Here is a 23,016-nt window from a genome sequence, read left to right as displayed (position 1 = left end):
CCCTGACCCTTTTTTGGAGCTTCCGCCGGGTGTTGGTGTTCGACCGCGGCCTTCTGTACGCGTACGCCCAGAAGCACACCGCCCGGGCCATCTTCTGGCCGGACCTGGAATCAGGTTCCCTGCGAACCGTTGAGGCCCCGGCCGGCGTCGCGGCGGACAGCCTGCTCACCACGCTGGACAAAACTGGCAAGACGTCCCTGGGCGTCCGCGGGCGGTACGCCGTGGTGTTCCACGGGCTATCCACTCCTTTGACGGCCGGCGCCGGGCATGCCGGCGAACCCGGGGCACCCACGCCGGGCTTCTTTACGTTCAGCACGGAACGGACCCCGGACCGGCTGGTTACCGCGATGCAGCAGGCCATGGCCGAATCCGGCCTCCTGCCCCCAGGATCTGCCGGGTTGCAGGCGCTTGCGCCCATTCAGATCAGCTCTGCCACCAGGCTCGACCAGGCCTGAATTAAGGCACTTCCCTGATCCGTACCACCGGGTAGGGTGTACCCAGAATGTTCACGCTGACCATCAATCAAACGGACAGCCGGCGCGATGGTGACCGGGTGCCGCAGTTGCTCAAGGACCTGCGGCATATCCCTGCGCGCCTGGACTTCGACCGCTCGGTCGAAGACGAAGTCCAGGGCATCGTGGACTGTCCGCACCAGGCAGTGGAGGCCGCGCTGATCGCCCTGCGCTCCGGTTCCTGGTACGTGGGGCTGGGCGTGGGTCCGGTGAACGAGCCGCTGCCAAACCTCATCAAGGACGCGTCCGGCCATGGCCTGGTTTACGCACGCCGTGCCGTGGACCGGCTGCGGAACGGCAAGGACCGGGTCCCAGTGGCCGTGGAGGGACCGCTGGCTGACGTGGCCCACGAGGCCGAAGCCGTGCTGCGCCTCCTGGGGCACATTGTGCGGGACAGGTCCGGGGCTGAGTGGCGCGTTCTGGACCTGATGACTCCGGGCGTCCGCGGGCAGCAGAAAGCGGTGGCACAGGAACTTGGCATCACCACCCAGGCCGTAAGCAAGGCAGTGGCCCGCTCGCAGTGGGTGGAGGAGCACGCCGCCCGGCCGGCAGCGGCCAGGTTGCTGGCGCTCATCCTCGAGGTGCGCTGAGCGCCGCACCGTCCACGCCCGGCTGCGCTGCTGCCGCTACTGCAGGGCGCCGATGATCGCCCCCATCGCCGTGAACGCCACGATGTTGTAGCTCGCATTGATGGCAAACAGAGTGAAGCTGCGGCGTTCGAAGAGGTAGTTGATGCCCAGGGCGGCCGCCACCCAGGCCACCCCGGCAGCGAGCCCGGCCAACGTGCCGAAGCCCGCACCGCCGTCGCCAATAAACGCAGCCAGCGCCGCGGCCATGACCAAAGCGAGCAGGAACGAGCCCACAAAAGCCCGAATGGTTCCGTGCTTCAGCTGCTCATCCGTCACACCGGCCTCGCGTTGCCACACTTTCGCAAAAAGCACCGAGTACCACAGACCGCCCACCACGAATGTCGCCAGCGCCGCAAGCAGTACACCCACCCAGTTGATGTCCAGGTCCATCGCCTTCATCCTTCCCCGGGACGCACTTCCGCGGCGTCCCTGGCTGGAGCCTACGCCCGCCAGCCAGCGGCGTATTGTACAAAAGCCGCACCGCGCGCAGGCCGAATCCGCAGCTGCTCAGCGTGCCGCCGTCGGGCTGTCCCCGACGCTCTGGAGCGGCACGAAAGTGGCGTATTCCGGCCCGTGTTCCCGGATCAGGCGGAGGTATTCCGACGGCGTGAAGCCGCTGAAGCGCCGAAAGGTGCGGATCAGGTGGGGCTGGTCGTAGTAGTCGGCCAGTGCCAGCAGCTCCTTGCCGCTTGAGCCGTCCACGGGCAGCCGGGCGGCAGCGTTGGCGAAGCGGTAGAAACGGCACACATCGGCGTAGCTTTTGGGGGTGATGCCGCAGTCGCGGAGCATGATCCGCTGCAGGGTGGACGGGTTGACCCCCAGGTTGCGGGCCAGCTCTGCCACGGGAACGTCCTCCTCGGCCAACCGGGCCACGGCGTCCACGGTCCGCGGGTCCGCTCCGCCGCTAAACCGGGATGTGAGGAAGGAGTCCAGGGCGTCGAACGCGGCGGCGGGACCGGCGTCGATCAGCCCGGCGCGAAGGGCAGTGAAGCCGGGCAGGAAACCGTCCGTGTCCTGCACTTTTCCCTGCAGTTCCGACGGCGGCAGGTCGGTGAGTGCCGCGATGCCGTAGGGCTGCAACGCTGCGCCGATGTTGAACAGGTGCGGCGGGTTCTCGCTGATGAGGTAGCTGGACTGGACGCCCGAATAGAAACCAACGGCCACTTCCCTGGCCCCGTTGTCCGGAGCGACCGCAAACGGATCGATGAGGCGGTACGGCGAGGACAGGTTCAGGATCAGGTGGGCCAAAGGACCCGGCAGGATCTTTTCGTACTTCGCCGCCGGGGCGCCGCGCACAAACCAGAAATGGCTGACGTAGGGCTGCAGCCGGGCAGTCGCGGGACACTCCTCGTAGAGCACACGAGCAGTCTACGGTGAGCCGGATGCCGGGCGGGAAGCACCGCTGAACATGAGGCCCCTGGACATCGGTGACGGGGACGGGCGCTTGCAGTTTCCAGAGCCCGCACCTCGTCGGGGACAATGGAGGGCATGACCCTTACGACCTTCGCCCTCATCCGCCATGGCCAGACAGACTGGAATGCGCAGCGCAGGCTGCAGGGATCAACCGACATTCCGCTGAACGACGTCGGCCGCGGCCAGGCGCGTGACGCCGTCGCCGTTGTGTCCGGTCATGAATGGGACGCGATTGTGTCCTCAACGCTGAGCCGCGCCGCAGAGACCGCAGACCTGATCGCCGCCGGACTTGGGCTCACCGTGGCCCGACGGCTGCCCGAACTCAGCGAGCGCAGCTTTGGGCCCGCGGAGGGCCTGCAGGCGGGCCCGGAACTGGACGCATTGCGCATTGACGGCGGCTTCCGGGGCGCCGAAAGCGAGGACGAGGCAGCGAGCCGTGGACTGGCCGCCCTGGAAGCACTCGCCGAGGAGTTCCGCGGCGGCCGGGTGCTGGTTGTCGCCCACGGCACGCTCCTTCGCGTCAGCCTCAGCCGCGCCATCGGCCGCACCCTTCAAAGCGTGGACAACGCCGTACTCAATCTGGCCCACCACCACGCGGTTGACGGCTGGCAGCTCAAGTACTTCAACGGCGAACCGGTCATGGAAACCGCTGACGCCTGAGCGCGTGACCGGCTGAGGGCCATCGGCAGCAGGACGGCGCGCCGGCCGGGGTGCGGCTATGCTGAGGAAAACCCGGCCGCAGCACGGCCCGGTAGGGCATGGCGGCAACGGCCATCAGCACTGGTCGCGGAAGGACAACCGAATGGCGCGAGCGACAGTCCAGGACGTCGCTAAGACAGCAGGAGTGTCCGTAGGGACAGTGTCCCGCGTCTTGAACAAGAGTCCGGCCGTCAGCGAGTCCAGCAAGGAAAAGGTCAACGCGGCCATCCGCCGCCTCAATTACCGTCCCTTGGCCTCTGCCCGCGACCTTCGGCGGGACCGGACCATGCGGGTCCTGGCCCTAGCCAAAAACCTGAACTCGCCCGTCATCAGCGAGGCCTTCCGCGGCGTCGGCGACGCCGCGGCACTGTCAGGCTATGTCAGCCTCATCGCACCGACCGCCGGGGACCTGGAGCGGGAACAGCAGCTGGTGGACATGCTGCGCAACGGGTCCGTGGACGGGCTGATCATGTTTTCGCCGACGATGCCTGACGACGACGTCCAGGAAATGGCCGAGCAGCTCAGCGTGGTCCAGGTCTGCGAGATCGCCGACTCCGAGGCGGCGTTTGGCGTCTCCATCGATGACCGGCAGGCCGCATTCGACATCACTCGGCACCTCATTGAGACCGGCGGACGGCGGGTGGCAATGATCGGCAACCGGGCGGCCCGCTCCGGCAGGCTGCGCGAAAAAGGCTTTCGCGAGGCGGCCGACGAAGCGGGTTTGGCACCGGAGCAGATGCTGTTCGTTGAAGGTGAATTCGACTTCCACACCGGGCGAAGCCTCACCAGGAAACTGCTGGCATCCATCCCCCTCCCCGACGCCGTGTTCTGCGGCAGCGACACCGTCGCCGCCGGGTGTGTCCGCGAAATCACCGACGCCGGGCTGCGTGTGCCGGACGACATCGCCGTGGCAGGCTTTGACGACTCCGTGCAGGCGGAAATGTGCGTTCCGGAACTGACGACGATCAGGCAGCCGGCCTATGAGATGGGCCGTTTGGCTTTTGAAGAGCTCCTGGCGCGGATGACAGTGCCGGGGGTTCACCGCCGCGGCCGGACGTTCCTCCCCCACGAGCTCGTGGTGCGGGACTCGACGAGGAAATAACGCAGGGGTTGACAGCTCCGTGTGGCGGCTGACACACTTTTGGAATCGATTCCAAACATTCCATGGCACCCATTTTGCGTCACGTTTGGAATCGATTCTATCCTGCACTCGAAAAGACGCCGGCAAGGCAAAGGAGCCACTTGTGGACTTAACTCGACGTACTTCCCCACGACCCACTGCTATGGCGGCTGCGGCCATGGCCGCCGGCCTGCTCCTGAGCGGATGTGGTGGCGGCGCGGCCACCCAGGGCGCGGACAACGCCGCGGCTGCCGATCCGGCGTCGGCCGCCAACGCTGCCGGGAGTATCAACGTCTGCGGCGGCAAAGACGCCTCCGGCATCTACAAGGGCACGGCAGAGGCCTTCACCACAGCGAACGGCAAGGTCACCGCCAAGTACACCGAGATCGGAGCGACCACCGACGAGGCCCGCACGCAAGCCGTGCAGCGGCTCGAAGGCAAGTCCACTGAATGCGACATCTTCGTCACCGACGTCATCTGGACCTCAGAGTTCGCCTCCCAGGGCTGGCTGCTGGACCAGACCAAACTCGTTGAAGCCAACCGGGACCGTCTCATCCCCTCCACCGTAGAAACGGCAAAGTACGAGGAAAAGTACTGGGCTTCCCCGTTCTTCACCAACGCAGGACTCGTGTACTACCAGAAGGACAAGGTAGCCAAGCCGGAGACCTGGCAACAGCTCTACGCCGAGGCGGCCGAGGCGCCCGGCAACAGCTTCGTCTACCAGGGCAAACAGTACGAGGGCCTCACCGTCAACTTCCTGGAGATGCTCTACAGCGCAGGTGGAGAGGTGCTGGACGAAACGGGTGAGGTCGCGATCGACTCGCCAGAGACCCGTGAGGTGCTCGACTTCATGAGCAAGGGCCTCAAGGACGGCTCGGCAGACCGTGCGGTCCTGACCTACAACGAGGACCCGGCCCGGTTGGCCTACGAGTCCGGCAACTTTGGCTACCAGCGCAACTGGCCGCATGTCTACCGCCTGCTCAATGCCACCCCGCTTGCCGGCACCTTCGGCGTCGCTCCGCTTCCGGCTTGGGAAGGCGGCAAGGCCTCCGGCGTCCTGGGCGGCTGGAACTTGGCCATCTCTGCCCACTCCACGAACCAGGCCGGGGCTGTAGCCTTCATCGACTTCGCCACCACACCGGACTGGCAGAAGCACGTGGCCATGGACTTCTCGCAGGCCCCCGTCAACGAGGCCGCCTACGCCGACCCCGCTGTCCTGGCGAAGATGCCATTCGCGTCCGAACTGCTCGCTTCGGTCAAGGGCGCCAAGCCCCGCCCGATCTCCCCGGTCTACCCGCAGATCTCCCAGGCGATCTACAAAAACGTCTACGCTGTCCTTTCCGGCACGGCCTCCACCGAGGACGCGGTGAAGACAATGGCCGAAGAGATCGCCGCCGCAAAGGCGAGTTTCTGATGATGGTTATCAAGTCCCTTTCCTCTGGCCACGGGGTGAAGAGACGCGGGGTGAACACTCGCGACCGGGCCGAGCGACGGCTGGCGTTCAGGATGACCGCCCCGTCCCTGGTACTCATGGCCCTGGTGGCGGCCGTCCCCATCGGCTACGCCCTCTGGCTGTCGCTGAACCAGTACAGCGTCCGCACCGCAGGCCTGTCCCGCTTCGTCGGCCTGGAAAACTACATCACCGCTCTTAGCGGGCCGCACTGGTGGGCTGCTTTCGGCCAGACCTTCCTTTTCGCGGGGCTCTCAGTCTCACTCGAACTCGTGCTCGGCACCGCTATGGCGCTGTTGCTCAACCTCGCGTTCAAGGGCCGGGCGCTCCTGCGCACCGTGGTCCTGCTGCCCTATGCGGTGGTCACCGTGGTCAGCGCCATCACCTGGGAGACGATGTTCCAGCCCAACCTGGGCCTGGTCACCAATGTCCTCTCGATGCTGGGCCTGCCAGGTGGCGACGTGGTCTGGCTCGGCGAGCATGGCTACGCGATGGCCGTGATCGTCCTCGCCGATGTCTGGAAGACGACGCCGTTCGCAGCCCTGATCATCCTGGCCGGCCTCCAGGTCATCCCGGCCGAGACCTACGAAGCGGCGGAACTCGACGGCGCGAACAAGTGGCAGGCGTTCGTCAACATCACCCTGCCGTTGCTCCGCCCTGCCATTGTGCTGGCGGCGATTTTCCGCACCATGGATGCGCTCCGTGTGTTCGACCTGCCGTTTGTGCTCACCCGCGGCGCCAACGGCACAGAGTCCATGTCGATGCTTGCCTACACCCAGCTCCGCGAAAACCGGCTCGTGGGCGAAGGATCGGCCCTGTCCATCCTGACTTTCCTTACCGTCATGGCAGTTTCGGTGGTCTACATCCGCTTCGCCGGGGGCAACATCCGCGAAGTCGCCAAGGAGGAACAATGAGCACGCTGACTGCACAGCGAACGACGGCGGCACCCGCCGCCCGCGGCAGGGCACCGAAGCGTCGGTCACCCAAGCGCAGGCTTCGGGGGGAGGCCAAGCTGCACCCGGTGGTATGGGTGTTCGTGATTGCCGTGATGGGCTTCTCGCTCATTCCGTTCTACTGGCTGGTCAACACCTCCTTGAAGAAGGGCGTGAGCCTGTCCAAGGGCGAACTCTTCCCGAGCCAGCCCACGTTCGAGAACTACTTGGTGGTGTTCCAGAACCCCGAGTTCCTCCTGGCCCTGCGCAACTCGGTGATCATCGCCGTCGTCACCACTACGGTGGCGCTGGTGTTCGCTTCCTTCGCCGCCTACGCCCTGGCCAGGCTCAAGATGCGCCGCAAAGCCCTGATCCTGACCCTGATCCTCTCGGTCACCACGTTCCCGGCCATCGCCATCGCAGCCCCCATGTTCTCGATCTGGCGCGAAATCGGCCTCTATGACACGCTCCTGGGCCTCATCATCCCCAAACTGACTTTCGCGTTACCGCTGGCCATCTACACGCTGACGTCCTTCTTCCGGGAGATCCCGCGTGAGCTTGAGGAATCGGCATATATGGACGGGGCCACGCCGTTCACCGCTTTCCGCAAGGTCATCCTGCCCCTGGCGGTCCCGGGCCTTGCCACGACGGCGATTCTCGTGTTCATCTCAGTGTGGAACGAATTCCTGCTTGCCGTCACACTGACCACCTCACCGGAGGCCCGTCCGGTCCCGGTTGCGATTGCGTTCTTCAGCGGAACCAGCGAGTTTGACCAGCCTTTGGGCACCATCAGTGCCGCGTCCGTGATCATCACGGTGCCGCTTGTCATCCTCGTGCTCGTCTGCCAGAAGCGCATCGTTTCCGGCATGACCGCCGGCGCCGTCAAGGGCTAAAACTCAACCAAACCAACGAATCCGCCAACCAAATGAAAAGGAAAAATCAGTGAGTAACGAGCAGTCCCCAGGCCAGCAGGCTTCCGCCTTGGAAAAACCACAAGCCGAGGAACTGAGGGTAGGCGTTGTCGGCATTGGCTGGGCGGGACAGCAGCACCTGAAGGCCTACGATTCCCTGGACGGCGTCCGCATTGTGTCGCTGGCAGGAATGGAACAGGACCTGAGGGAGTCGTTGCAGGCCGAATACTCCATTCCGAACGCCTTTGCCGGCTGGGAAGAGATGTTGGAGCACGGCGGCCTGGATGCGATCAGCGTGGCAGTGCCCACCTTCCTGCACGCGCCCATCGCCATCGCCGCACTGGAGCGTGGGCTGCATGTCCTGAGCGAGAAGCCGATCGCACGCAACGCCGTCGAAGGCCAGGCCATGGTGGACGCCGCCCGCGCGGCAGGACGGGTCCTGGACATCGCCTTCAACCACCGCCGGCGCGGTGACATCAAAGCGCTCAAGGAAGTAATCGATGCCGGCGGCGTGGGCCGCCCGTACTACGCCAAGGCATCCTGGCTCCGCCGCTCCGGCATCCCCATGCTGGGTAGCTGGTTCACCAACCCCGCCCTCGCCGGCGGCGGCCCGCTTGCCGACATCGGCGTTCACGCCCTCGACTACGCCCTGCACCTGCTCGGCGAACCGAAGGTGGTGGCTGTGTCCGCCACCACCCATTCGGAGCTGGGTCCCCGCGGCCGGGGCGGCAACGACCGCTACACCGCGATGGCCACCAGCCATGCGTTCGAGGTGGAGGACTTCGCCTCCGCCTTCCTGCGCCTTGAGGGCGGCGCCACGCTGCTGATCGAGGCAGGCTGGGCCACGTACCGGGAAACCGATGACCTGCTGGACTTCACGGTCTACGGGACCGACGGCGGCGCCGAGCTCAAGGTCCAGGGGGCACCGTTCGCGCCCGTTGGCCAGCTGAGGGTCTTCACGGAAACGGACGGAGAAAATGCCGACTATGTGCCGTCGGCGCTGCCTGGCCGCGCGCACGATGGTGTGGTGGAAGACTTCGTGACAGCCGTTCGGGCCGGTGCGGGGGTCTGGGGCGAGCACGACGGATCGCTGGCACTTTACCGCGCCCAAATCATCGATGCGTGCTACCTCTCGGCACGCGAACAGAGGGAGGTTCGTCTCTAATGAACGACAAGCTGAGAATCCGGGTCTGGAACGAGGGCGTCCACGAGGCACTCAATGAGCCGTCCCACATCGGGGAGATCTACCCTGACGGCATCCACGGTGCCATCGCGGCCGGCCTGCGCTCCTACTACCCGGACGCTGAAATCACGACGGCGGTCCTGGCCACGGACGACGACCACGGCCTCGACGAGGAGATCCTCGCCGACACCGACGTCCTGTTGTGGTGGGGCCACATGGCCCACGGCGAGGTGAGCGAAGCCGTCGTCGAACGCGTCCAGCGGCACGTCCTGGGCGGGATGGGGCTCATCGTGCTCCATTCGGGGCACTTCGCCAAGGTGTTCACCAGGCTGCTGGGCACCAGCTGCTCGCTGGCGTGGCGGAACGACGGCGAGCGCGAGCTCGTGTGGACCGTCAAGCCCTCCCACCCCATCGCCGAGGGTGTGGACAGCCCCATTGTCATTCCCGAGCAGGAAATGTACGGCGAGCTGTTCGACATCCCGGACCCGGACGACCTGATCTTTATCAGCTCCTTCGCCGGCGGTGAGGTGTTCCGGTCCGGTGTGACGTTCACCCGGGGCAAGGGCCGGATCTTCTACTTCAGCCCGGGTGACCAGGAATACCCGGTGTACCACCACCCGCAGATCCAGCGGGTCCTCGCAAACGGCGTGCGCTGGGCGGCCCAGCCGGGGCTGCACCGTTCCGTTCCGGAGGTAAGCAATCCTTCACGGGGCTGGTTCGAGGACGCCTAACCAGGACCCCTTCGAGCTTTTGTCCAGATAATGCACGTAAGGCGCTTAGCCAGCGTTATCTGGACAAAACTCCTGGCCGGAAGGGGAGATAGCAGCCCCTACGACAGGAGGCTGCGCAGCACGTGCGCGGCGCCGTCGTCGTACACCGAGTGCGTGACCTCATCGGCTGCGGCGATGACCTCCTCCGGGGCCTGGCCCATGGCCACCCCGCGACCCGCCCAGCCGAGCATCTCGATGTCGTTCCGGCCGTCTCCCACCGCCACCGTGAGGTGCTGCGGCGTACCCAGCCTGCCCCGGAGCGCCTCCAAGGCGCTGGCCTTGGTGACGCCCGCGGCGGCAATGTCCAGCCAGGCCGTCCAGCCCACGGAGTAGGTTACTCCGGCCAGGCCGATCTGGCGGATGGTGGTGGAGAATTCCTCCGGCGTGTTCTCGGTGCTGAACACCACCAGGCGGACGGCGGTGGACTCCAGCAGGGTCTGGAAGTCGACGCCAACCGCCTCCACGCCGAAGCTGGCGTCCTGGAAGCGCTCGGTGGACAGGAAATTCCCTTCCGCGTCCTCGAGCGCGTATTTCGCGGTGGGGAGCTTTTCCCGCAGTGCGCGGAGGGCGGGGGCGGGGTCAAACGTGGCCTTGTGGATAACCTCGTACCCAGCAGAGAGGGCGGGGTCCAGGCGTAGGGTCACACCGCCGTTACAGCACACGGCGTAACCGCGGTCCAGCCCGATCTGCTCAATCACGGGCAGCGTGGCGTTGAGCGAACGCCCGGTGGCAATCAGGACGTCGTGGCCGTCGGAAACCACGGCGCGGGCGGCTTCGCGTACTCCGGGGGACATGTGGCCGTCGTGGTCCACGAGCGTGCCGTCGACATCCAGGGCAACCATGAATTTGGTGGTGGCGTCCGGGTTGTTGTTTCGCTGGTCATCGTTGCCAGCGACTGTGCGTTCAGTCAGTGTTGTCATTCATCCAGTAGAGCAGATGCCCCCGGACACCTGCTAGGACGCACGCCACAGCACTAGTGAACAAGCGGTAAATACTCACAGCGTTATCCCCGGTGTGAGTGTTAACCTTTCCCGGCGGGCTGAGCCGTTCTCCCCGCCTGGTGGTCAATTCCCCTCCGCGTTTCACAGGGAATTGTCCACCCAAGGGGGATATGCGTGGACTTATCCACACCCGTGCGGCCGCCTCTGGATACGCCCTGGGGAGCAGCCCAGCATGGACCTATGCAATCCGAACCCCTTGTCCTGATCCTTGCCAGCCGCAGACGTGTCCTCACCGGCAGCAGCCGCAGTCTGAGCCGCGCCTACGCCAACGGCGAGCTGGTCCGCGTCCGGGCGGGCGTCTACTGCAGCAAGCCTGCATGGCTCGCCGTCAAGGCCTGGAAACGCTACTCGGCGACAGTGGCAGCGGTTGCTGCGATGGAGCCCGCAGCAGGCTTCTGCTATCTGACCGCTTTGCGTCTATGGCGATTGCCCTGCCCGGGCGTGCCGGACCACGTCCACCTGATCACGCCGTCCCCGCACAAGGCAGGCAAACTCCCATCGACCACCCGGGCCGCCAAGGACCCCAAGACTGGCTTCACCGGCCTGGAAAACGTGCGCGGCTACGGAGTCGCCCGGCATCACTGGGAAGCCAACATCGTCCAGGTCCGCGGGTTCGCCGTGACATCGCTCGTTCAGACGGTGATGGATTGTCTTGTCCGTCTGGAACTCCCTGAGGCTGTGGCCATTGCAGACAACGTGCTGGGGCGCCGGCTCATTGCAGGCGAGAGCCTCACCCGGGTTGACCTGGAGCAGGCAACGGCGGGTCTTGCGTCAGCTGCCAAACGCCGCCGGGTTTTGGAAGTATTGTCGCTGGCTGACGAAGCAGCGGAGTCGGTTGGGGAATCCCGCAGCAGGGCACTCATCCATGTGTTGGGGTACCCGCCTCCGGTCCTGCAGCATTCCTTCTACGACCACGAAGGATTCATAGCGCGGACCGACTTCTTTTGGCCCGAATACGGCGTTGTTGGGGAGTTCGACGGCGACGCCAAGTATCTCGACGACGAACTTCTGGGCGGTCGCAGCACGCGGGAGGCCATCCTGGCGGAGAAAAAGCGCGAGGACCGGCTACGGGCGCTCGGCTACACGGTTGTCCGCTGGGACTGGAAAGCTGTGACTGACCCGGAGGTGCTGCGGCGAAAGCTCGAAGGTGCCGGACTGAGCAGGAGAAAATCCCCGCCGCGTGGACCACTCCCCTTCGCGTAGACGGGGGAATGGACCACGCGACGGGGAATTCCCGGAAGCTAGAGGACCGGGAGGACTTCCAAGCCGCCGATGTACTTCTGCAGTGCAGCCGGGACGTTGACCGAACCATCCGCATTCTGGTGGTGCTCCAGGATGGCCACGATCCAGCGCGTAGTGGCCAGCGTGCCGTTGAGGGTGGCTACCGCCCGGGTTCCCTTCGGCGCACCATCCTCATTGAAGACCCGCTCGCGGATGTTGAGGCGGCGGGCCTGGAAGGTGGTGCAGTTGGAGGTGGACGTCAGCTCACGGTAGGCGCCCTGCGTGGGGACCCAGGCTTCGCAGTCGAACTTACGGGCCGCAGACATGCCGAGGTCACCGGCGGCTGTGTCGATCACGCGGTACGGGAGCTCGCATTTGGCCAGCATCTCCTCTTCCCAGGCGAGCAGGCGTGCATGTTCCGCTGCAGCCTCTTCGACAGTGGTGTAGACGAACATCTCCACTTTGTTGAACTGGTGCACACGGATGATGCCGCGGGTGTCCTTGCCGTGCGAGCCGGCCTCGCGACGGTAGCAGGAGCTCTGGCCGGCGAACCGGATGGGCCCTGGCGTGAAGTCCAGGATCTCGTCCGCGTGGTACCCCGCCAGCGGCACCTCGGAGGTTCCCACGAGGTAAAGGTCGTCTTCAGCGAGACGGTAGATCTCGGCGTCGTGCTTGACGTCAAAACCGGTGCCCTGCATGGTCTCGGGACGGACCAGGGTGGGGGTGATCATTGGGATGAAGCCGGCCTCGATTGCCTGCTCCATGGCCATCTGCAGCAGCGCCATCTCAAGCCGGGCACCCACGCCACGCAGGAAGTAAAAGCGGGAGCCGGACACCTTTGCGCCGCGCTCCATGTCGATCGCGCCGATCAGCTCGCCGATTTCGAGGTGGTCGCGCGGTTCAAAGTCGGGAAACTCGCGGGGAGTGCCAACGGTCTTGACCACAACGTAGTCGTCCTCGCCGCCTTCGGGCACTCCGTCCTCAATGAGGTTCGGGATGGCACGCAGCAGTTCGTCCTGCTTGGCCTGCGCGGCGTCAGCCTCGGCGGAGGCAGCCTTGACCGTGTTGGCGAGCTCCTTGACCTCCGCGAGAAGCGCCTTCTTCTCCTCGCCCTTGGCCTGGGCGACCTTCTTGCCGAAGACGTTCTGTTCGGCGCGGAGGTTTTCGTACCGGATCAGGGCCGCACGCCGGGCGGAGTCTGCGGCGATGATCGCGTCCACCACGGATTCGTCCGCGCCGCGGGCGCGCTGGCTGGCACGGAACTTGTCCGGATTTTCGCTGAGGTCTTTTACGTCGATCACCAGACAAGAGTATCGAATCCGGAGGCGGCAGCGCGGCCAAGGAAAGGGCGGGAACGCGGACCCTCCTGCCGGGATACTGTTGAACCACCATGAGCGACTGGCTGCTTTACCTCCTGAGTGCCGCGGCACTGGCCTTCGCCGTCTCCAGTTGGTGGGGCGTGCGCAAGCTCAAAGCCCTTCACATCCGAAGCGCAGTCGCCGAAGATTCGCACGAGGCGGGCCTTACCCACCAGCGGGTGGCGGTGATCCTCAACCCTGTCAAAGCACGCGCCCCGGAGGCCAAAGCAGCCATCCAGCGGGCCTGCCTTGCCGCGGGCTGGGACGATCCCCTGTTCCTCGAGACGACCGCCGAGGACCCGGGCCACACCCAGGCGCGGGCGGCACTGGATTACAAGCCCGACGTCGTCCTGGTGGGCGGTGGCGACGGCACCGTGCGGGTGGTGGCAGAGTCCCTCGCCCGCACCGATATCGCCATGGGCATCATCCCGCTTGGCACCGGAAACCTGCTGGCCCGCAACGTGGACCTGGACGTCAACGACCTCCAGTCCAATGTACAGACGGCGCTGTTCGGACAGCAGCGCTATATCGACACAGCGCGAATGGGCATCGAGAACTCCCGCACCGGACACTCCTCCGAACACGCGTTCCTGGTGATCGCGGGCATCGGCCTGGACGCGGAAATCCTTGCAGACACCAATGATGGCCTCAAGAAAGCGGTGGGTTGGCTGGCCTACACCGAGGCCGGCATGCGGCATCTTCCCGGCAGGCGGCGGAAAGTGTCCATCACCCTGGACGACGGCCCTGAACAGGCCCGGAACATCCGCAGCGTACTGTTTGCCAACTGCGGGCTGGTGCCCGGGGGCATCGATTTCATCCCGCAGGCCATGATCGATGACGGCATGCTGGACGTGGTTGTCATGAGCCCGCGGAGCGCGCTTGGCTGGATCATCATGTACGGCAAGGTCCTGCTCAGGCACAGGGGGAACCTGCCGATCATGACGATGTACCGGTCCGGGAAAATCGTGATCAAGTGCCCCGAGCCGATGCCCACACAGCTCGACGGCGACACCGCCGGGGAAGCCACCAAGGTCACCGTGCGCGTGGAGCCGAGGTCCCTCCTGATCCGGGTGAAGGGCCAGCCGCAGGCCTGAGCGCCGGCGCCCTGTTGGATAGGTGGTCGCGCCTTAGGCGGTGGCCTTCTTGGCGGCCTCGGCGGCAGCTTTGGCAGCCCGGGCCTCGGACTGTTCACGGATCATTGCCTGCTCTTCTTCGAAGCGCAGGCGGTCAGCGCGGTCTGCATCGTCGCCGTCCCAGTCCTGGTTATCGGCAGTCGGTTTGGGATTGACAATCATTCCCTGGCCGTCATTGTCAGTAGTGCTGCTCATGACCCGCTCCCTTCGTTAGGGGCCGTCCCCCAATGTGGATCAAGTAAGCATACGCATTGTATTAACTGCGCGGTAGTACTTGGACCTACGCTGTGGGCGAAGCCCCGGAAACGGTTTCGGAGGGGGATGCCTGCCCGCGAACGATGGCCCCCACCCACTCGTGGGCAGCCTGGAATGCTTCGTCGGACGTATGCGGGGCAACGTACGCGGCTTGGGCATCCGCCCGTTCATACGAACCCAGAAAGCGTGTGGCGGGACTGATCCGGTGGAGCCCTGCCAGCGCATCGGCAACCCGAGCGTCGCCAATGTGACCGTCGGCGTCAATGCTGAAGAAGTAGTGGCCCAGGTACTGCCCCGTAGGCCGGGATTCGATCCTGCTGAGGTTGACTCCCCGGGTTGCGAACTGATCCAGGATTTCCATCAGCGCACCCGGGTGGTCCTCCGGGAGGGGAACCACCACGGTGGTCTTGTCCGCGCCGGTGCGCTCCGGCAGCGTCCCCGGCCGGCTGACCAGGACAAACCGCGTCACGGCGCCGGGATTATCGCCGATGTTCTCAGCCAGCACGGTAAGCCCCGGCTGCTCCTGGGCAACGATGGGCGCGCAGATGGCGGCGTCGTAGTGCGCGCCGCCCTCCAGCAACCCCATGGCGGAAGCCGCGGTGGACAATCCTGGAACATATTCGACGCCGGGAATATTGGCATCAACCCACAGCCGGCACTGTGCCCAGGCATGCCCATGGGTCGAGACCCGACGGATCTGGGAGACGGCAACTCCGGGCCGTGCCACGAGCACGAAACTGATGGGCACCAGGACTTCGCGGATGATGCGTAGTTCCTGCCCGCTGGCGATGGCATCGAGGGTGGCGGTCACGCCTCCCTCCACGGAGTTTTCGATCGGCACCATGGCGGCATCGGCGGAGCCCTCCCGTACCTTGTCCAACGCCGCGTTGACGTTCGAGGCCGGGATGCGGTTTGCCGCCTCAGCCCCGGGAACCTGCAGCAGCGCCGCCTCGGTGAAGGTACCTTCGGGCCCGAGGAAGGTGTACGTAACGGGGGACGCGGGCATCGAATATTCCTTAGGGGTTATAAATTGGCGGAACCAGTATCCCGGCCGCTCGATCAACTCAGCACCGGACAGGCGGGCTGGCTAGAGAACCAGGGGCTTCAGTCCGTTGTCCGAAACGAGCGGCCGGCCGGACTCAAGCCACTGGTCCATTCCGCCTGCCACGTTGATTGCCGTGTAGCCCTGTCCGGTCAGCCACTGGGCCGCACGGAAGGAGCGGCCGCCGGTCCGGCAGATCACGAACACGTCCTCATCGGGATCAAGTTCACCAAGCCGCGACGGGAGCTGGTCCAGCGGGATGTGGAGGGCGTCCTCCGCGTGTCCGGCTACCCATTCGTAGTCTTCGCGGACGTCCAGGATCACAGCGTCAGCCGGGATGTCGTTGACTGGCACGGAATCGAAATCGCTCATGGGAGTCCTCTTTCGGAGAATCAGGGTCTCCTTCCAGCCTAGCGCCAGCCGCTCGCCCCGTTCCCGAAACCAGGGACAAGTTACGCTGTTGCTGACCCGTAGGAGGATCCTTGCCCGCTGAACAGCCCACCATCCTGGCCACCTCTGGAGGCTTCAAACCCGGAGTCCGGACCCGCTTGGAATTTGCCCGCCTGATCCATCACGCCTCCGATCTTTCCGGGGTCAGCGGGCGGGCACCGCGAGTGACGTACCTGGGCACGGCTTCAGGGGACCAACGCTGGTTCAGCGCGGAAATCGACGAGGCCGCGCGGGTTGCGGGCTTCGACTTCAGCCACCTGAATCTCTTCACCATGCCCAACCACCCGGATCCGGAGGCGCACCTCCTCGAGCAGGACGTGGTGTGGGTGGGCGGGGGCTCCGTAGTGAATCTGCTGGCTGTCTGGCGCGCACACGGGCTGGACAGCATCCTCCACCGGGTGTGGCAGCACGGCGTGGTGCTGGCGGGCGTTTCGGCCGGATCCATCTGCTGGTACCGGGGCGGCACCACCGACTCCTTTGGACCGGAGCTGCGTGCCGTCAGCAACGGACTGGCCTTCCTGCCGTTCGCCAACGGCGTGCATTACGACTCCGAGGAAAGGCGGCGGCCGCTGGTCCACCGCCTCGTGGCTGATGGGACCCTGGGGGAAACGCACTGCACTGACGACGGCGTGGGCCTGGTCTATCACGGAACGGAACTGGTGGAGGCGGTAACCGAAGTCCGCGGCAAAGGCGCGTACATCGTCACTGCTGAGACTGACGCCTCTGGCGCCAAGGCCGCTTCCGAGAAGCGCCTGGAGCCACGTTTCCTTGGCTGAAATCCACGAGCTGTCCGCCGTCCAGCTGCGGGACAGCCTGCGGTCCGGTGAACTCTCGGCCCGGGAAACAGCTGCTCATTACCTGGCCCGGATCGAATCAGGCAACCGGCTCCTGGGTGCCTTCATCAACATCACTGCCGAGCAGGCCCTGGCCGATGCCGATGCCGCCGATGCAACATTCGCGCGGCTCCGGCGCGGTCCGTCGGCGTCGGCGTCCGGGGCAGGGGCCGGTGAAGGGTTGCCCCTGCTCCACGGCGTGCCGGTCGCGTTCAAGGACCTGACTGACGTCGCGGGAGTGGTGACCACCCACGGCAGCGCCGCCCTGGACCACAAACCCGCAGTGGCTGACGCAGCCCTGGTCACCACACTCAAGGCGGCCGGCGTCGTATCGCTGGGCAAGACCCAGGTTCCCGAATTCGGCCTGACCGCGTACAGCGAAAACCGCATCGCCCCGCCGTCGCGCAATCCGCACGCCCCCAGCCGGAGTTCCGGCGGTTCCTCCGGAGGCAGCGCCGCCGCGGTTGCCGCGGGGCTGCTTCCGTTTGCCCCCGGGTCCGACGGCGGCGGTTCAGTCCGCATACCAGCCGCGGCATGCGGACTGGTGGGCCTCAAACCGGGCCGTGGAGTGGTAGCTGCCGGGGAGAGTTCCGGTGATCCGGCGCGGCTGGTGGCGGCCGGTCCGCTGGCACGCAGCGCCGCGGACGCAGCGTTGCTGATGGATGCGCTGGCGGCCACGCCCGGAGATACTTACCTCGGCTCTGTTACGCACGAGCCACGCCCGCTGCGAATTGGCATGACCTTGGACAGTCCCTGGTCCACTACCTTTCCGTTCACCCCCGAACCCAATGCCCTCGACGCCCTTCGGGTGGGCATGGAACTCCTGGAGCGTGCCGGCCACCGGGTTACCGAAGCAGCCGTCCGGTACGACAACCGCTACCCCGGCGCGTTCACCACTGTCTGGACCGCCGCCGTCGGCACCGCCAGGATCAGCCCGCACCGCGAGGCGCTGCTGGCCCCGCTGACGCGGACGTTCCGGCGGCGGGCGCAGCAGCGCAGTGCCGCCAAGCTCAATGAGGCCCTGGCATTCCTGCGGCAATTCGAACGCGACACCGTCGCCCAGTACGGGCAGTGGGACCTGATGCTGATGCCCACGCTCGCGCAAACTCCCCGTCCCGTGGGCTGGTTCACCGGTGCCGCCCACGGCGATGACCGCTGGCCTTCCGCCGAATGGGCCGGCGACGCCGACGGCGACTACCGCAAACAGTGCGAATACGCGCCATGGTCCTCCATGGTCAACGTCTGCGGATTGCCGGCCATCACCATACCCGTGTACTGGACAGGCGGCGGCGCCGGTCAGAGCCTGCCGATGGGCATCCAACTGGTGGGGCCCGCGGGCTCCGAACGGCTGCTCCTTCAGGTGGCGGCACAGCTGGGGTTCTAAGGGCGAAGCACCAAGCTTTGCGATGCTCCGCCCTAACTTCCCAAAAAAACTGACGCCCCCGTAACCCATTGGTAACCGGGCAGGAGCAGAATAAAGGGTAGGTCTCACATCAGCGGCGATCGCCGACGGCAAGCACTCAAAGAGGAGCTGCAATGGACATGAACGCTGAGCACCCATTCACCGGCGCTGGGGATACGGGGGCGCTCAGGTCGGACCTGAGCAATGTCAATGTCCGGGAAGACCTGGCCCGCGCTGGCCGTTGCGCCAACGTCCACTTGGCGACCGGCCGGACCTGCCTGCTGCCGCTCCGGCATCACGGACCCTGCGAGTTCCACAAACCCCAGGAGGCAGACGACATCCTCCGCGGCTGAGCCCCAGCCACGGAGTGGAATAGCCGTGGATAGGGGGTCGACTGATGGCTGCGACCGGAGGACGATTAAAGGGCAGTCACTATGAGGAGGTCTGTGATGTGCTATTCATCGAGCAAGGACTTCGGGTGGGGCTATAAGAAGGAAGCCGACCGGAAGCCCGAAGCGCGCCAGGAAACACCGCCGGACCGTCCCGAGCCGCACTACACGGCGCAGGACTTCAAGTTCTGGGCCTTCCCGCTTCGCCGGAAGACACCCGCAGCTGAAGAACCGGTTGCTGACCGCACGCACGAGAGAGTCTGACCCCCGCTGGGCCGGAACTCCCAGAAGAAAGGCCTCCCCCGGGAGGCCTTTCCGCTGGGCGCTCACCTTAGAATCAGGCGGGCATCGTCCATCCGGAAGCTTCATCCTGCTGGGAGAATGGCTGCATGCTGGGACACTTCGTGCACGCGGCTTCAGTTCGGATGGACCCCGACGCCGACCCTGGAGCACCGGGCGCCGCCGTCACCCTGGAATTGTGCGGAAGCTGGAGCCACGAACCGCCCTGTCCGCTGGCCCCGCACCACACCAGCCCTGAGCGGAACGGTGCCGCGGTGGACCTGCGGATCGTCTTCGCCGTTGAACCGGCGCGGGAAGCCGAAGTTCGCCGCCGGATAGATAAGGCCCTGGCTTCGGGCTCCCTCACCGGTCCGGACAGGGTAAGGACGAACTGGTCCCTGCGGGACAGCCACGCAGGGGTGCTGAGCGCTGCGGAAAGCGAGCAGGCGAAGCGGATCGCCACGACCTAGGCCGCGCTGGACCGGTGGGTCAGTAAGAATACCCGGACGTGCTGTACATGGCCCCGAACACGGCGACCAGCAACCAGAAGCCGCCGTATCCCAGCAGGCAGAGGTAGCCCAGGACCAGCCCGGTGATGGACAGGCCCTTGCTGGAGGGTTCACGCTTGAGCGCCAGGTGGCCGGTGATGATCGCAGCGACCTGTGGCAGCAGGAACCACCCGAGGATGACCGAGGCGATTCCGCACACCATGCTGGCGATGCTCAGCCCCTTGGGCTCGGCCGGCGCGCCGTAGTAAGCGGGCTGCCCGTACGGATTGGACTGAGCGTAGGGGCTGGAAGGCTGGCCGTAGACACCGGACGGCTGGCCATACGGGTCGGCCGGCTGCGAGTACGATCCACCGAATTGCCCGCCGGGCTGGCCATATTGGCCGGCGCTGTATTGGTTCTGGCCAAACTGCGGCGGCTCGGACTGGGAATGCCCGTACTGGCCCGCACCATACTGGGTCTGGCCGAACTGGTTCTGGCCATAAACGGGTGGGGCGGGGATCTCCGTGCCCTGCGGCGGCACAAATTGCGGTGGCTCGTAGCCCGCCGGCGAATCTCCCGAACCGTGGGTGCCGGACCCCTGTGAATCCGGGCGCGGCGTTGGCTGGTCACTCATGATTTTCCCCCTCAAAAGTCTTTGGTCCCAGCCTACCGCCGACACTATGGCGGGACTACCGGCTGACGGGACTACCAGCCCCAAAAAGGCAGGACATACACGGCAAAGATCACAAAGGCGCCGAGGAGGACGAGCCTGGCCGTGCTGCCGGCAGCGTGATCGTGTGCCCTGGCCTTGCGTCCGCCCGTCCGCGTCATGATTCCCCTGCCGCCATGGCCGGCGGCCACAGGCCGACGTAGCGCGGTCCTGCCTGACTGAACCCGGCCTGGGTGAACCCGGCCCGTCTCTTCCGGTCCCGTCCCGGCGCGCCCATCAGCTGACGCCGCACTCGCTGACCTGGTGACAGCCGCCGCGCTCATCCCCAACAGCGCACTTTCGGCCTGCTCCTGAGTAAGCATCTGCCCCAAGTGCGCGTAGAGGCCGACTACGGTCTGCTGGTCCAGGACGGTTGGGAGGGCCCTAACCGCCGCAACAACGTGATCCACCCCGGCCACTGCCACGTCTGAGCTTGTGACCCCGAAGAGGTGAGGCTGTGCAGCCATGCAGATCAGTGACCGGACCAGCCGCCTGTGCGGAGGCGCCAGCACGGAGGCCACGGCCGCGCACTGGGCCAGCGCGCCCTCCACGGATTGCGTCCGTGAATAGCGTCCCTGCCAAAGAACGCCCGACGAAACCCGCACCTCGCCGGTCCAGTTCTTGGCATCCACCACCACGATGCCGCCCGGGCCCACGAGCACATGGTCCAGGTTGGCCTTGGGCCGCCCGGGCCAGTGCACGTCATGGAGCACGTACCAGCCGTGCGGGATCAGCTGGCTCAGCCTGTCGGCGATGATCCTTTCCCCCACCGCCCCCGCGTCCCAGGATTTGGTTTGCCGCTCCGCCTGGTCGAGCTGGCGCCTGAGCCGTGCCACCCGTTCCGCAGCCAGCCTGGACTGCTCGGCTGCGCCTTCGCCTGCCGCCATGACCGTTCCCCCACTCTTCCGCCACCCGACGCTGCGGTGAGTCCCGCCGTCGTCCTTGTCCTTACGAGTTTTTTGAAAGTAACAGCGTCGCGGGTGGCCGGTATATAAGTACTTTTAGGCCTGTGTACTCAGGCTGACTACTTGCTTCGCATCCGTCGCAGCAGATTTTCTTTCGTCATAGGGGCCGGATTTTGGACCCGGCGTTTGGACTCCAGCCCCCGTCTGGCATGCTGGTGCCATGGCTAGCCGCGCGGGCACAGTTGCCCAACCCCAGGACCTTGTTGACATCACTGCGCTCCTTGACGCGTATTACGACATCACACCGGACCTGGGGGACCCCGGCCAGCGCGTGGCGTTCGGCACCTCCGGGCACCGGGGTTCGAGCCTCAAGGCATCGTTCAACGAAAAGCACATCGTCGCCATTACGCAGGCCATCGTGGAGTACCGCGCGGGTCAGGGCATTACCGGCCCCCTCTTCCTGGCCAAGGACACCCACGCCCTGAGCGAGCCGGCGCAGAACTCGGCGCTTGAGGTGCTGGCCGCCAACGGCGTCCACGTCCTGATCGACGCCCGCCACGGCTACACGCCCACACCCGCCCTGAGCCACGCCATCCTGACCTACAACAAGGCCCGGCTGCCCGGGGCGCCCGAGGCCGATGGCATCGTGGTCACGCCCAGCCACAATCCCCCGGCCGACGGCGGCTTCAAGTACAACCCTCCGCACGGCGGACCCGCCGACTCCGACGCCACGGGCTGGATCGCCAACCGGGCCAACGAACTGCTCGAAAATGACCTCCGGGGCGTGAAGCGCATCCCGCTGGCTGACGCCCTCGCCGCGGACAGCACAGGAAAATTCGACTTCCTCAGCAGCTACGTTGACGACCTCCCGTCGGTGCTGAACCTGGACGCCATCCGCGACGCCGGCGTCCGCATCGGCGCGGACCCCATGGGCGGTGCCGCAGTGGACTACTGGGGCGAAATCGGCGAGCGCCACCACCTGAACCTCACCGTAGTGAACCCCACCGTGGACCCGCAGTGGGCCTTTATGACCCTCGATTGGGATGAAAAAATCCGGATGGACTGCTCGTCACCGTCCGCGATGGCCTCGCTGATCAAGCGGATGTCCGACGGCGGTGCTGCCGCCGCCTTCGACGTCGCGACCGGCAATGACGCCGACGCCGACCGCCACGGCATCGTGACCCCCGATGGCGGGCTGATGAACCCGAACCATTACCTCGCCGTCGCCATCGATTACCTCTACCGCAACCGCAGCGGCTGGAACCCGGACTCGGTGGTGGGCAAGACGCTGGTCTCTTCCTCCATCATCGACCGCGTGGCCGAGAGCCTGGGCCGCAAGCTGGTGGAAGTTCCCGTGGGCTTCAAGTGGTTTGTGCCCGGCCTGCTGTCCGGAGAAGGCGCATTCGGCGGCGAGGAATCGGCCGGCGCTTCCTTTAACAAGAAGGACGGCAGTGTCTGGACCACCGATAAGGACGGCATCCTGCTGGCGCTGCTCGCCTCGGAGATCACCGCGGTCACTGGCAAGTCCCCGTCCCAGCTCTACAAAGGGCTAACGGACCAGTTCGGCGCCCCGGTCTACGCGCGCATCGATGCCGCAGCCACACGGGAGCAGAAGGCGGCACTGGGCAAGTTGTCGCCGTCGGACGTCACGGCAACCGAGCTGGCCGGCGAAGCCATCATTGCCAAACTGACCGAGGCGCCTGGCAACGGTGCGTCCATCGGCGGGCTGAAAGTGGTCACCGAGAACGCCTGGTTCGCCGCCCGCCCCTCCGGGACCGAGGACGTTTACAAGATCTACGCCGAGTCCTTCAAGGGCGAGGAACACCTCAAGCAGGTCCAGGCAGAGGCCAAGGCCCTGGTGGACGGCGTCATCGCCTAGCGGACTGTCGAGGCTGCGTGCATTGCGTGGCTGCGTAGACTACGTGGCTCGGC

Annotated in this window: 26 protein-coding genes; 17 read left to right on the top strand and 9 right to left on the bottom strand. The window is 65.8% G+C overall.

The genetic code is table 11. From position 1 onward, the window contains the following. Window positions 1–29: 29 nt before the first annotated feature. Together ACLKOZ_RS04665 and ACLKOZ_RS04660 are read left to right on the top strand one after the other, a co-directional pair. Window positions 30–455, top strand: a complete 426-nt coding sequence (locus tag ACLKOZ_RS04665) for a hypothetical protein (protein WP_436473173.1) — start codon at window positions 30–32, stop codon at window positions 453–455. Window positions 456–502: 47 nt separating this feature from the next. Continuing rightward, entirely contained in the window at window positions 503–1,102 is a 600-nt protein-coding gene (locus ACLKOZ_RS04660; RefSeq protein WP_337345419.1) for a hypothetical protein, read from the top strand. Window positions 1,103–1,138: 36 nt separating this feature from the next. On the opposite strand, the gene ACLKOZ_RS04655 is transcribed toward ACLKOZ_RS04660, so the two are convergent. Together ACLKOZ_RS04655 and ACLKOZ_RS04650 are read right to left on the bottom strand one after the other, a co-directional pair. Further along, complete coding sequence (locus ACLKOZ_RS04655; protein ID WP_436473172.1) at window positions 1,139–1,531, bottom strand: DUF1761 domain-containing protein; 393 nt, start codon at window positions 1,529–1,531, stop codon at window positions 1,139–1,141. 117 nt (window positions 1,532–1,648) lie between these two features. Next, window positions 1,649–2,500, bottom strand: a complete 852-nt coding sequence (locus ACLKOZ_RS04650) for a helix-turn-helix domain-containing protein (RefSeq protein ID WP_436473170.1) — start codon at window positions 2,498–2,500, stop codon at window positions 1,649–1,651. Window positions 2,501–2,629: 129 nt separating this feature from the next. Here ACLKOZ_RS04650 and ACLKOZ_RS04645 point away from each other — a divergent pair, with 129 nt between their 5' ends. The 7 genes from ACLKOZ_RS04645 to ACLKOZ_RS04615 all read left to right on the top strand — a co-directional run bounded on the left by ACLKOZ_RS04645 (window position 2,630) and on the right by ACLKOZ_RS04615 (window position 9,580). Beyond that, window positions 2,630–3,214 (top strand): histidine phosphatase family protein, encoded by a 585-nt coding sequence (locus ACLKOZ_RS04645; RefSeq protein WP_436473168.1) that lies wholly within the window; start codon window positions 2,630–2,632, stop codon window positions 3,212–3,214. A 142-nt stretch (window positions 3,215–3,356) separates the two neighbouring features. Further along, window positions 3,357–4,355: a LacI family DNA-binding transcriptional regulator gene (locus ACLKOZ_RS04640; protein ID WP_436473166.1), complete on the top strand. Its 999-nt coding sequence runs from the start codon at window positions 3,357–3,359 to the stop codon at window positions 4,353–4,355. A gap of 142 nt (window positions 4,356–4,497) precedes the next feature. Continuing rightward, window positions 4,498–5,787 carry an ABC transporter substrate-binding protein gene (locus tag ACLKOZ_RS04635; protein WP_436473164.1) on the top strand — a complete coding sequence of 430 codons (1,290 nt, stop codon included), beginning with the start codon at window positions 4,498–4,500 and terminating at the stop codon, window positions 5,785–5,787. Window positions 5,788–5,789: 2 nt separating this feature from the next. Then, entirely contained in the window at window positions 5,790–6,737 is a 948-nt protein-coding gene (locus ACLKOZ_RS04630; RefSeq protein ID WP_436473508.1) for a carbohydrate ABC transporter permease, read from the top strand. After that, window positions 6,734–7,648 (top strand): carbohydrate ABC transporter permease, encoded by a 915-nt coding sequence (locus ACLKOZ_RS04625; protein WP_376044497.1) that lies wholly within the window; start codon window positions 6,734–6,736, stop codon window positions 7,646–7,648. The genes ACLKOZ_RS04630 and ACLKOZ_RS04625 overlap by 4 nt, the downstream gene beginning before the upstream one ends. Before the next feature lie 88 nt (window positions 7,649–7,736). Continuing rightward, complete coding sequence (locus ACLKOZ_RS04620; RefSeq protein ID WP_436473506.1) at window positions 7,737–8,831, top strand: Gfo/Idh/MocA family protein; 1,095 nt, start codon at window positions 7,737–7,739, stop codon at window positions 8,829–8,831. After that, the gene (locus tag ACLKOZ_RS04615; protein ID WP_337345412.1) at window positions 8,831–9,580 is read left to right on the top strand and encodes a ThuA domain-containing protein; all 750 of its coding nucleotides are present in this window, start codon (window positions 8,831–8,833) and stop codon (window positions 9,578–9,580) included. The genes ACLKOZ_RS04620 and ACLKOZ_RS04615 overlap by 1 nt, the downstream gene beginning before the upstream one ends. A gap of 98 nt (window positions 9,581–9,678) precedes the next feature. Here the strand turns inward: ACLKOZ_RS04615 and ACLKOZ_RS04610 are convergent, their stop codons facing one another. Beyond that, entirely contained in the window at window positions 9,679–10,539 is an 861-nt protein-coding gene (locus ACLKOZ_RS04610) for an HAD family hydrolase (RefSeq protein WP_436473161.1), read from the bottom strand. Window positions 10,540–10,800: 261 nt separating this feature from the next. Here ACLKOZ_RS04610 and ACLKOZ_RS04605 point away from each other — a divergent pair, with 261 nt between their 5' ends. Next, window positions 10,801–11,823: a hypothetical protein gene (locus tag ACLKOZ_RS04605; protein WP_436473159.1), complete on the top strand. Its 1,023-nt coding sequence runs from the start codon at window positions 10,801–10,803 to the stop codon at window positions 11,821–11,823. A gap of 38 nt (window positions 11,824–11,861) precedes the next feature. On the opposite strand, the gene serS is transcribed toward ACLKOZ_RS04605, so the two are convergent. Beyond that, complete coding sequence (gene serS / locus ACLKOZ_RS04600) at window positions 11,862–13,142, bottom strand: serine--tRNA ligase (RefSeq protein WP_436473157.1); 1,281 nt, start codon at window positions 13,140–13,142, stop codon at window positions 11,862–11,864. Window positions 13,143–13,231: 89 nt separating this feature from the next. Between serS and ACLKOZ_RS04595 the strand changes: the two genes are divergently transcribed. Continuing rightward, on the top strand, window positions 13,232–14,293 hold the full coding sequence (locus tag ACLKOZ_RS04595; protein WP_436473155.1) for a diacylglycerol/lipid kinase family protein: 1,062 nt from the start codon (window positions 13,232–13,234) through the stop codon (window positions 14,291–14,293). Window positions 14,294–14,326: 33 nt separating this feature from the next. On the opposite strand, the gene ACLKOZ_RS04590 is transcribed toward ACLKOZ_RS04595, so the two are convergent. From ACLKOZ_RS04590 to ACLKOZ_RS04580, 3 genes are all read right to left on the bottom strand, one after another. Then, window positions 14,327–14,527: a hypothetical protein gene (locus ACLKOZ_RS04590; protein WP_337345407.1), complete on the bottom strand. Its 201-nt coding sequence runs from the start codon at window positions 14,525–14,527 to the stop codon at window positions 14,327–14,329. Window positions 14,528–14,612: 85 nt separating this feature from the next. After that, a complete protein-coding gene (gene pheA, locus ACLKOZ_RS04585) occupies window positions 14,613–15,593 on the bottom strand; it encodes a prephenate dehydratase (RefSeq protein ID WP_436473153.1) in 981 nt (326 codons plus the stop codon). Window positions 15,594–15,674: 81 nt separating this feature from the next. Then, on the bottom strand, window positions 15,675–16,001 hold the full coding sequence (locus tag ACLKOZ_RS04580; protein WP_337345405.1) for a rhodanese-like domain-containing protein: 327 nt from the start codon (window positions 15,999–16,001) through the stop codon (window positions 15,675–15,677). Window positions 16,002–16,111: 110 nt separating this feature from the next. On the opposite strand from ACLKOZ_RS04580, the gene ACLKOZ_RS04575 reads away from it, so the two are divergent. From ACLKOZ_RS04575 to ACLKOZ_RS04555, 5 genes are all read left to right on the top strand, one after another. Then, window positions 16,112–16,855 carry a Type 1 glutamine amidotransferase-like domain-containing protein gene (locus ACLKOZ_RS04575; RefSeq protein ID WP_436473151.1) on the top strand — a complete coding sequence of 248 codons (744 nt, stop codon included), beginning with the start codon at window positions 16,112–16,114 and terminating at the stop codon, window positions 16,853–16,855. Next, window positions 16,848–18,296, top strand: coding sequence for an amidase (locus ACLKOZ_RS04570; protein ID WP_436473149.1), 1,449 nt, complete (start codon window positions 16,848–16,850; stop codon window positions 18,294–18,296). Before ACLKOZ_RS04575 ends, ACLKOZ_RS04570 begins: the two co-directional genes overlap by 8 nt. Window positions 18,297–18,448: 152 nt before the next feature. Further along, window positions 18,449–18,667: a hypothetical protein gene (locus ACLKOZ_RS04565; protein WP_436473147.1), complete on the top strand. Its 219-nt coding sequence runs from the start codon at window positions 18,449–18,451 to the stop codon at window positions 18,665–18,667. A gap of 96 nt (window positions 18,668–18,763) precedes the next feature. Further along, window positions 18,764–18,967 carry a hypothetical protein gene (locus ACLKOZ_RS04560; protein WP_337345401.1) on the top strand — a complete coding sequence of 68 codons (204 nt, stop codon included), beginning with the start codon at window positions 18,764–18,766 and terminating at the stop codon, window positions 18,965–18,967. 125 nt (window positions 18,968–19,092) lie between these two features. Then, window positions 19,093–19,452 (top strand): hypothetical protein, encoded by a 360-nt coding sequence (locus tag ACLKOZ_RS04555; protein ID WP_436473145.1) that lies wholly within the window; start codon window positions 19,093–19,095, stop codon window positions 19,450–19,452. A 19-nt stretch (window positions 19,453–19,471) separates the two neighbouring features. On the opposite strand, the gene ACLKOZ_RS04550 is transcribed toward ACLKOZ_RS04555, so the two are convergent. Further along, entirely contained in the window at window positions 19,472–20,104 is a 633-nt protein-coding gene (locus ACLKOZ_RS04550) for a DUF4190 domain-containing protein (RefSeq protein WP_436473143.1), read from the bottom strand. A gap of 71 nt (window positions 20,105–20,175) precedes the next feature. Further along, a complete protein-coding gene (locus ACLKOZ_RS04545; RefSeq protein ID WP_436473141.1) occupies window positions 20,176–21,066 on the bottom strand; it encodes a nuclease-related domain-containing protein in 891 nt (296 codons plus the stop codon). A gap of 238 nt (window positions 21,067–21,304) precedes the next feature. Here ACLKOZ_RS04545 and pgm point away from each other — a divergent pair, with 238 nt between their 5' ends. Next, window positions 21,305–22,963, top strand: coding sequence for a phosphoglucomutase (alpha-D-glucose-1,6-bisphosphate-dependent) (pgm, locus tag ACLKOZ_RS04540; RefSeq protein ID WP_436473139.1), 1,659 nt, complete (start codon window positions 21,305–21,307; stop codon window positions 22,961–22,963). Window positions 22,964–23,016: the final 53 nt, after the last annotated feature.

Source organism: Arthrobacter sp. R4 (assembly GCF_051365025.1).
GTDB lineage: Bacteria > Actinomycetota > Actinomycetes > Actinomycetales > Micrococcaceae > Arthrobacter.
The sequence above is the reverse complement of the archived record's forward strand: the minus strand, read 5'-3'. Positions and strand labels throughout refer to the sequence as shown.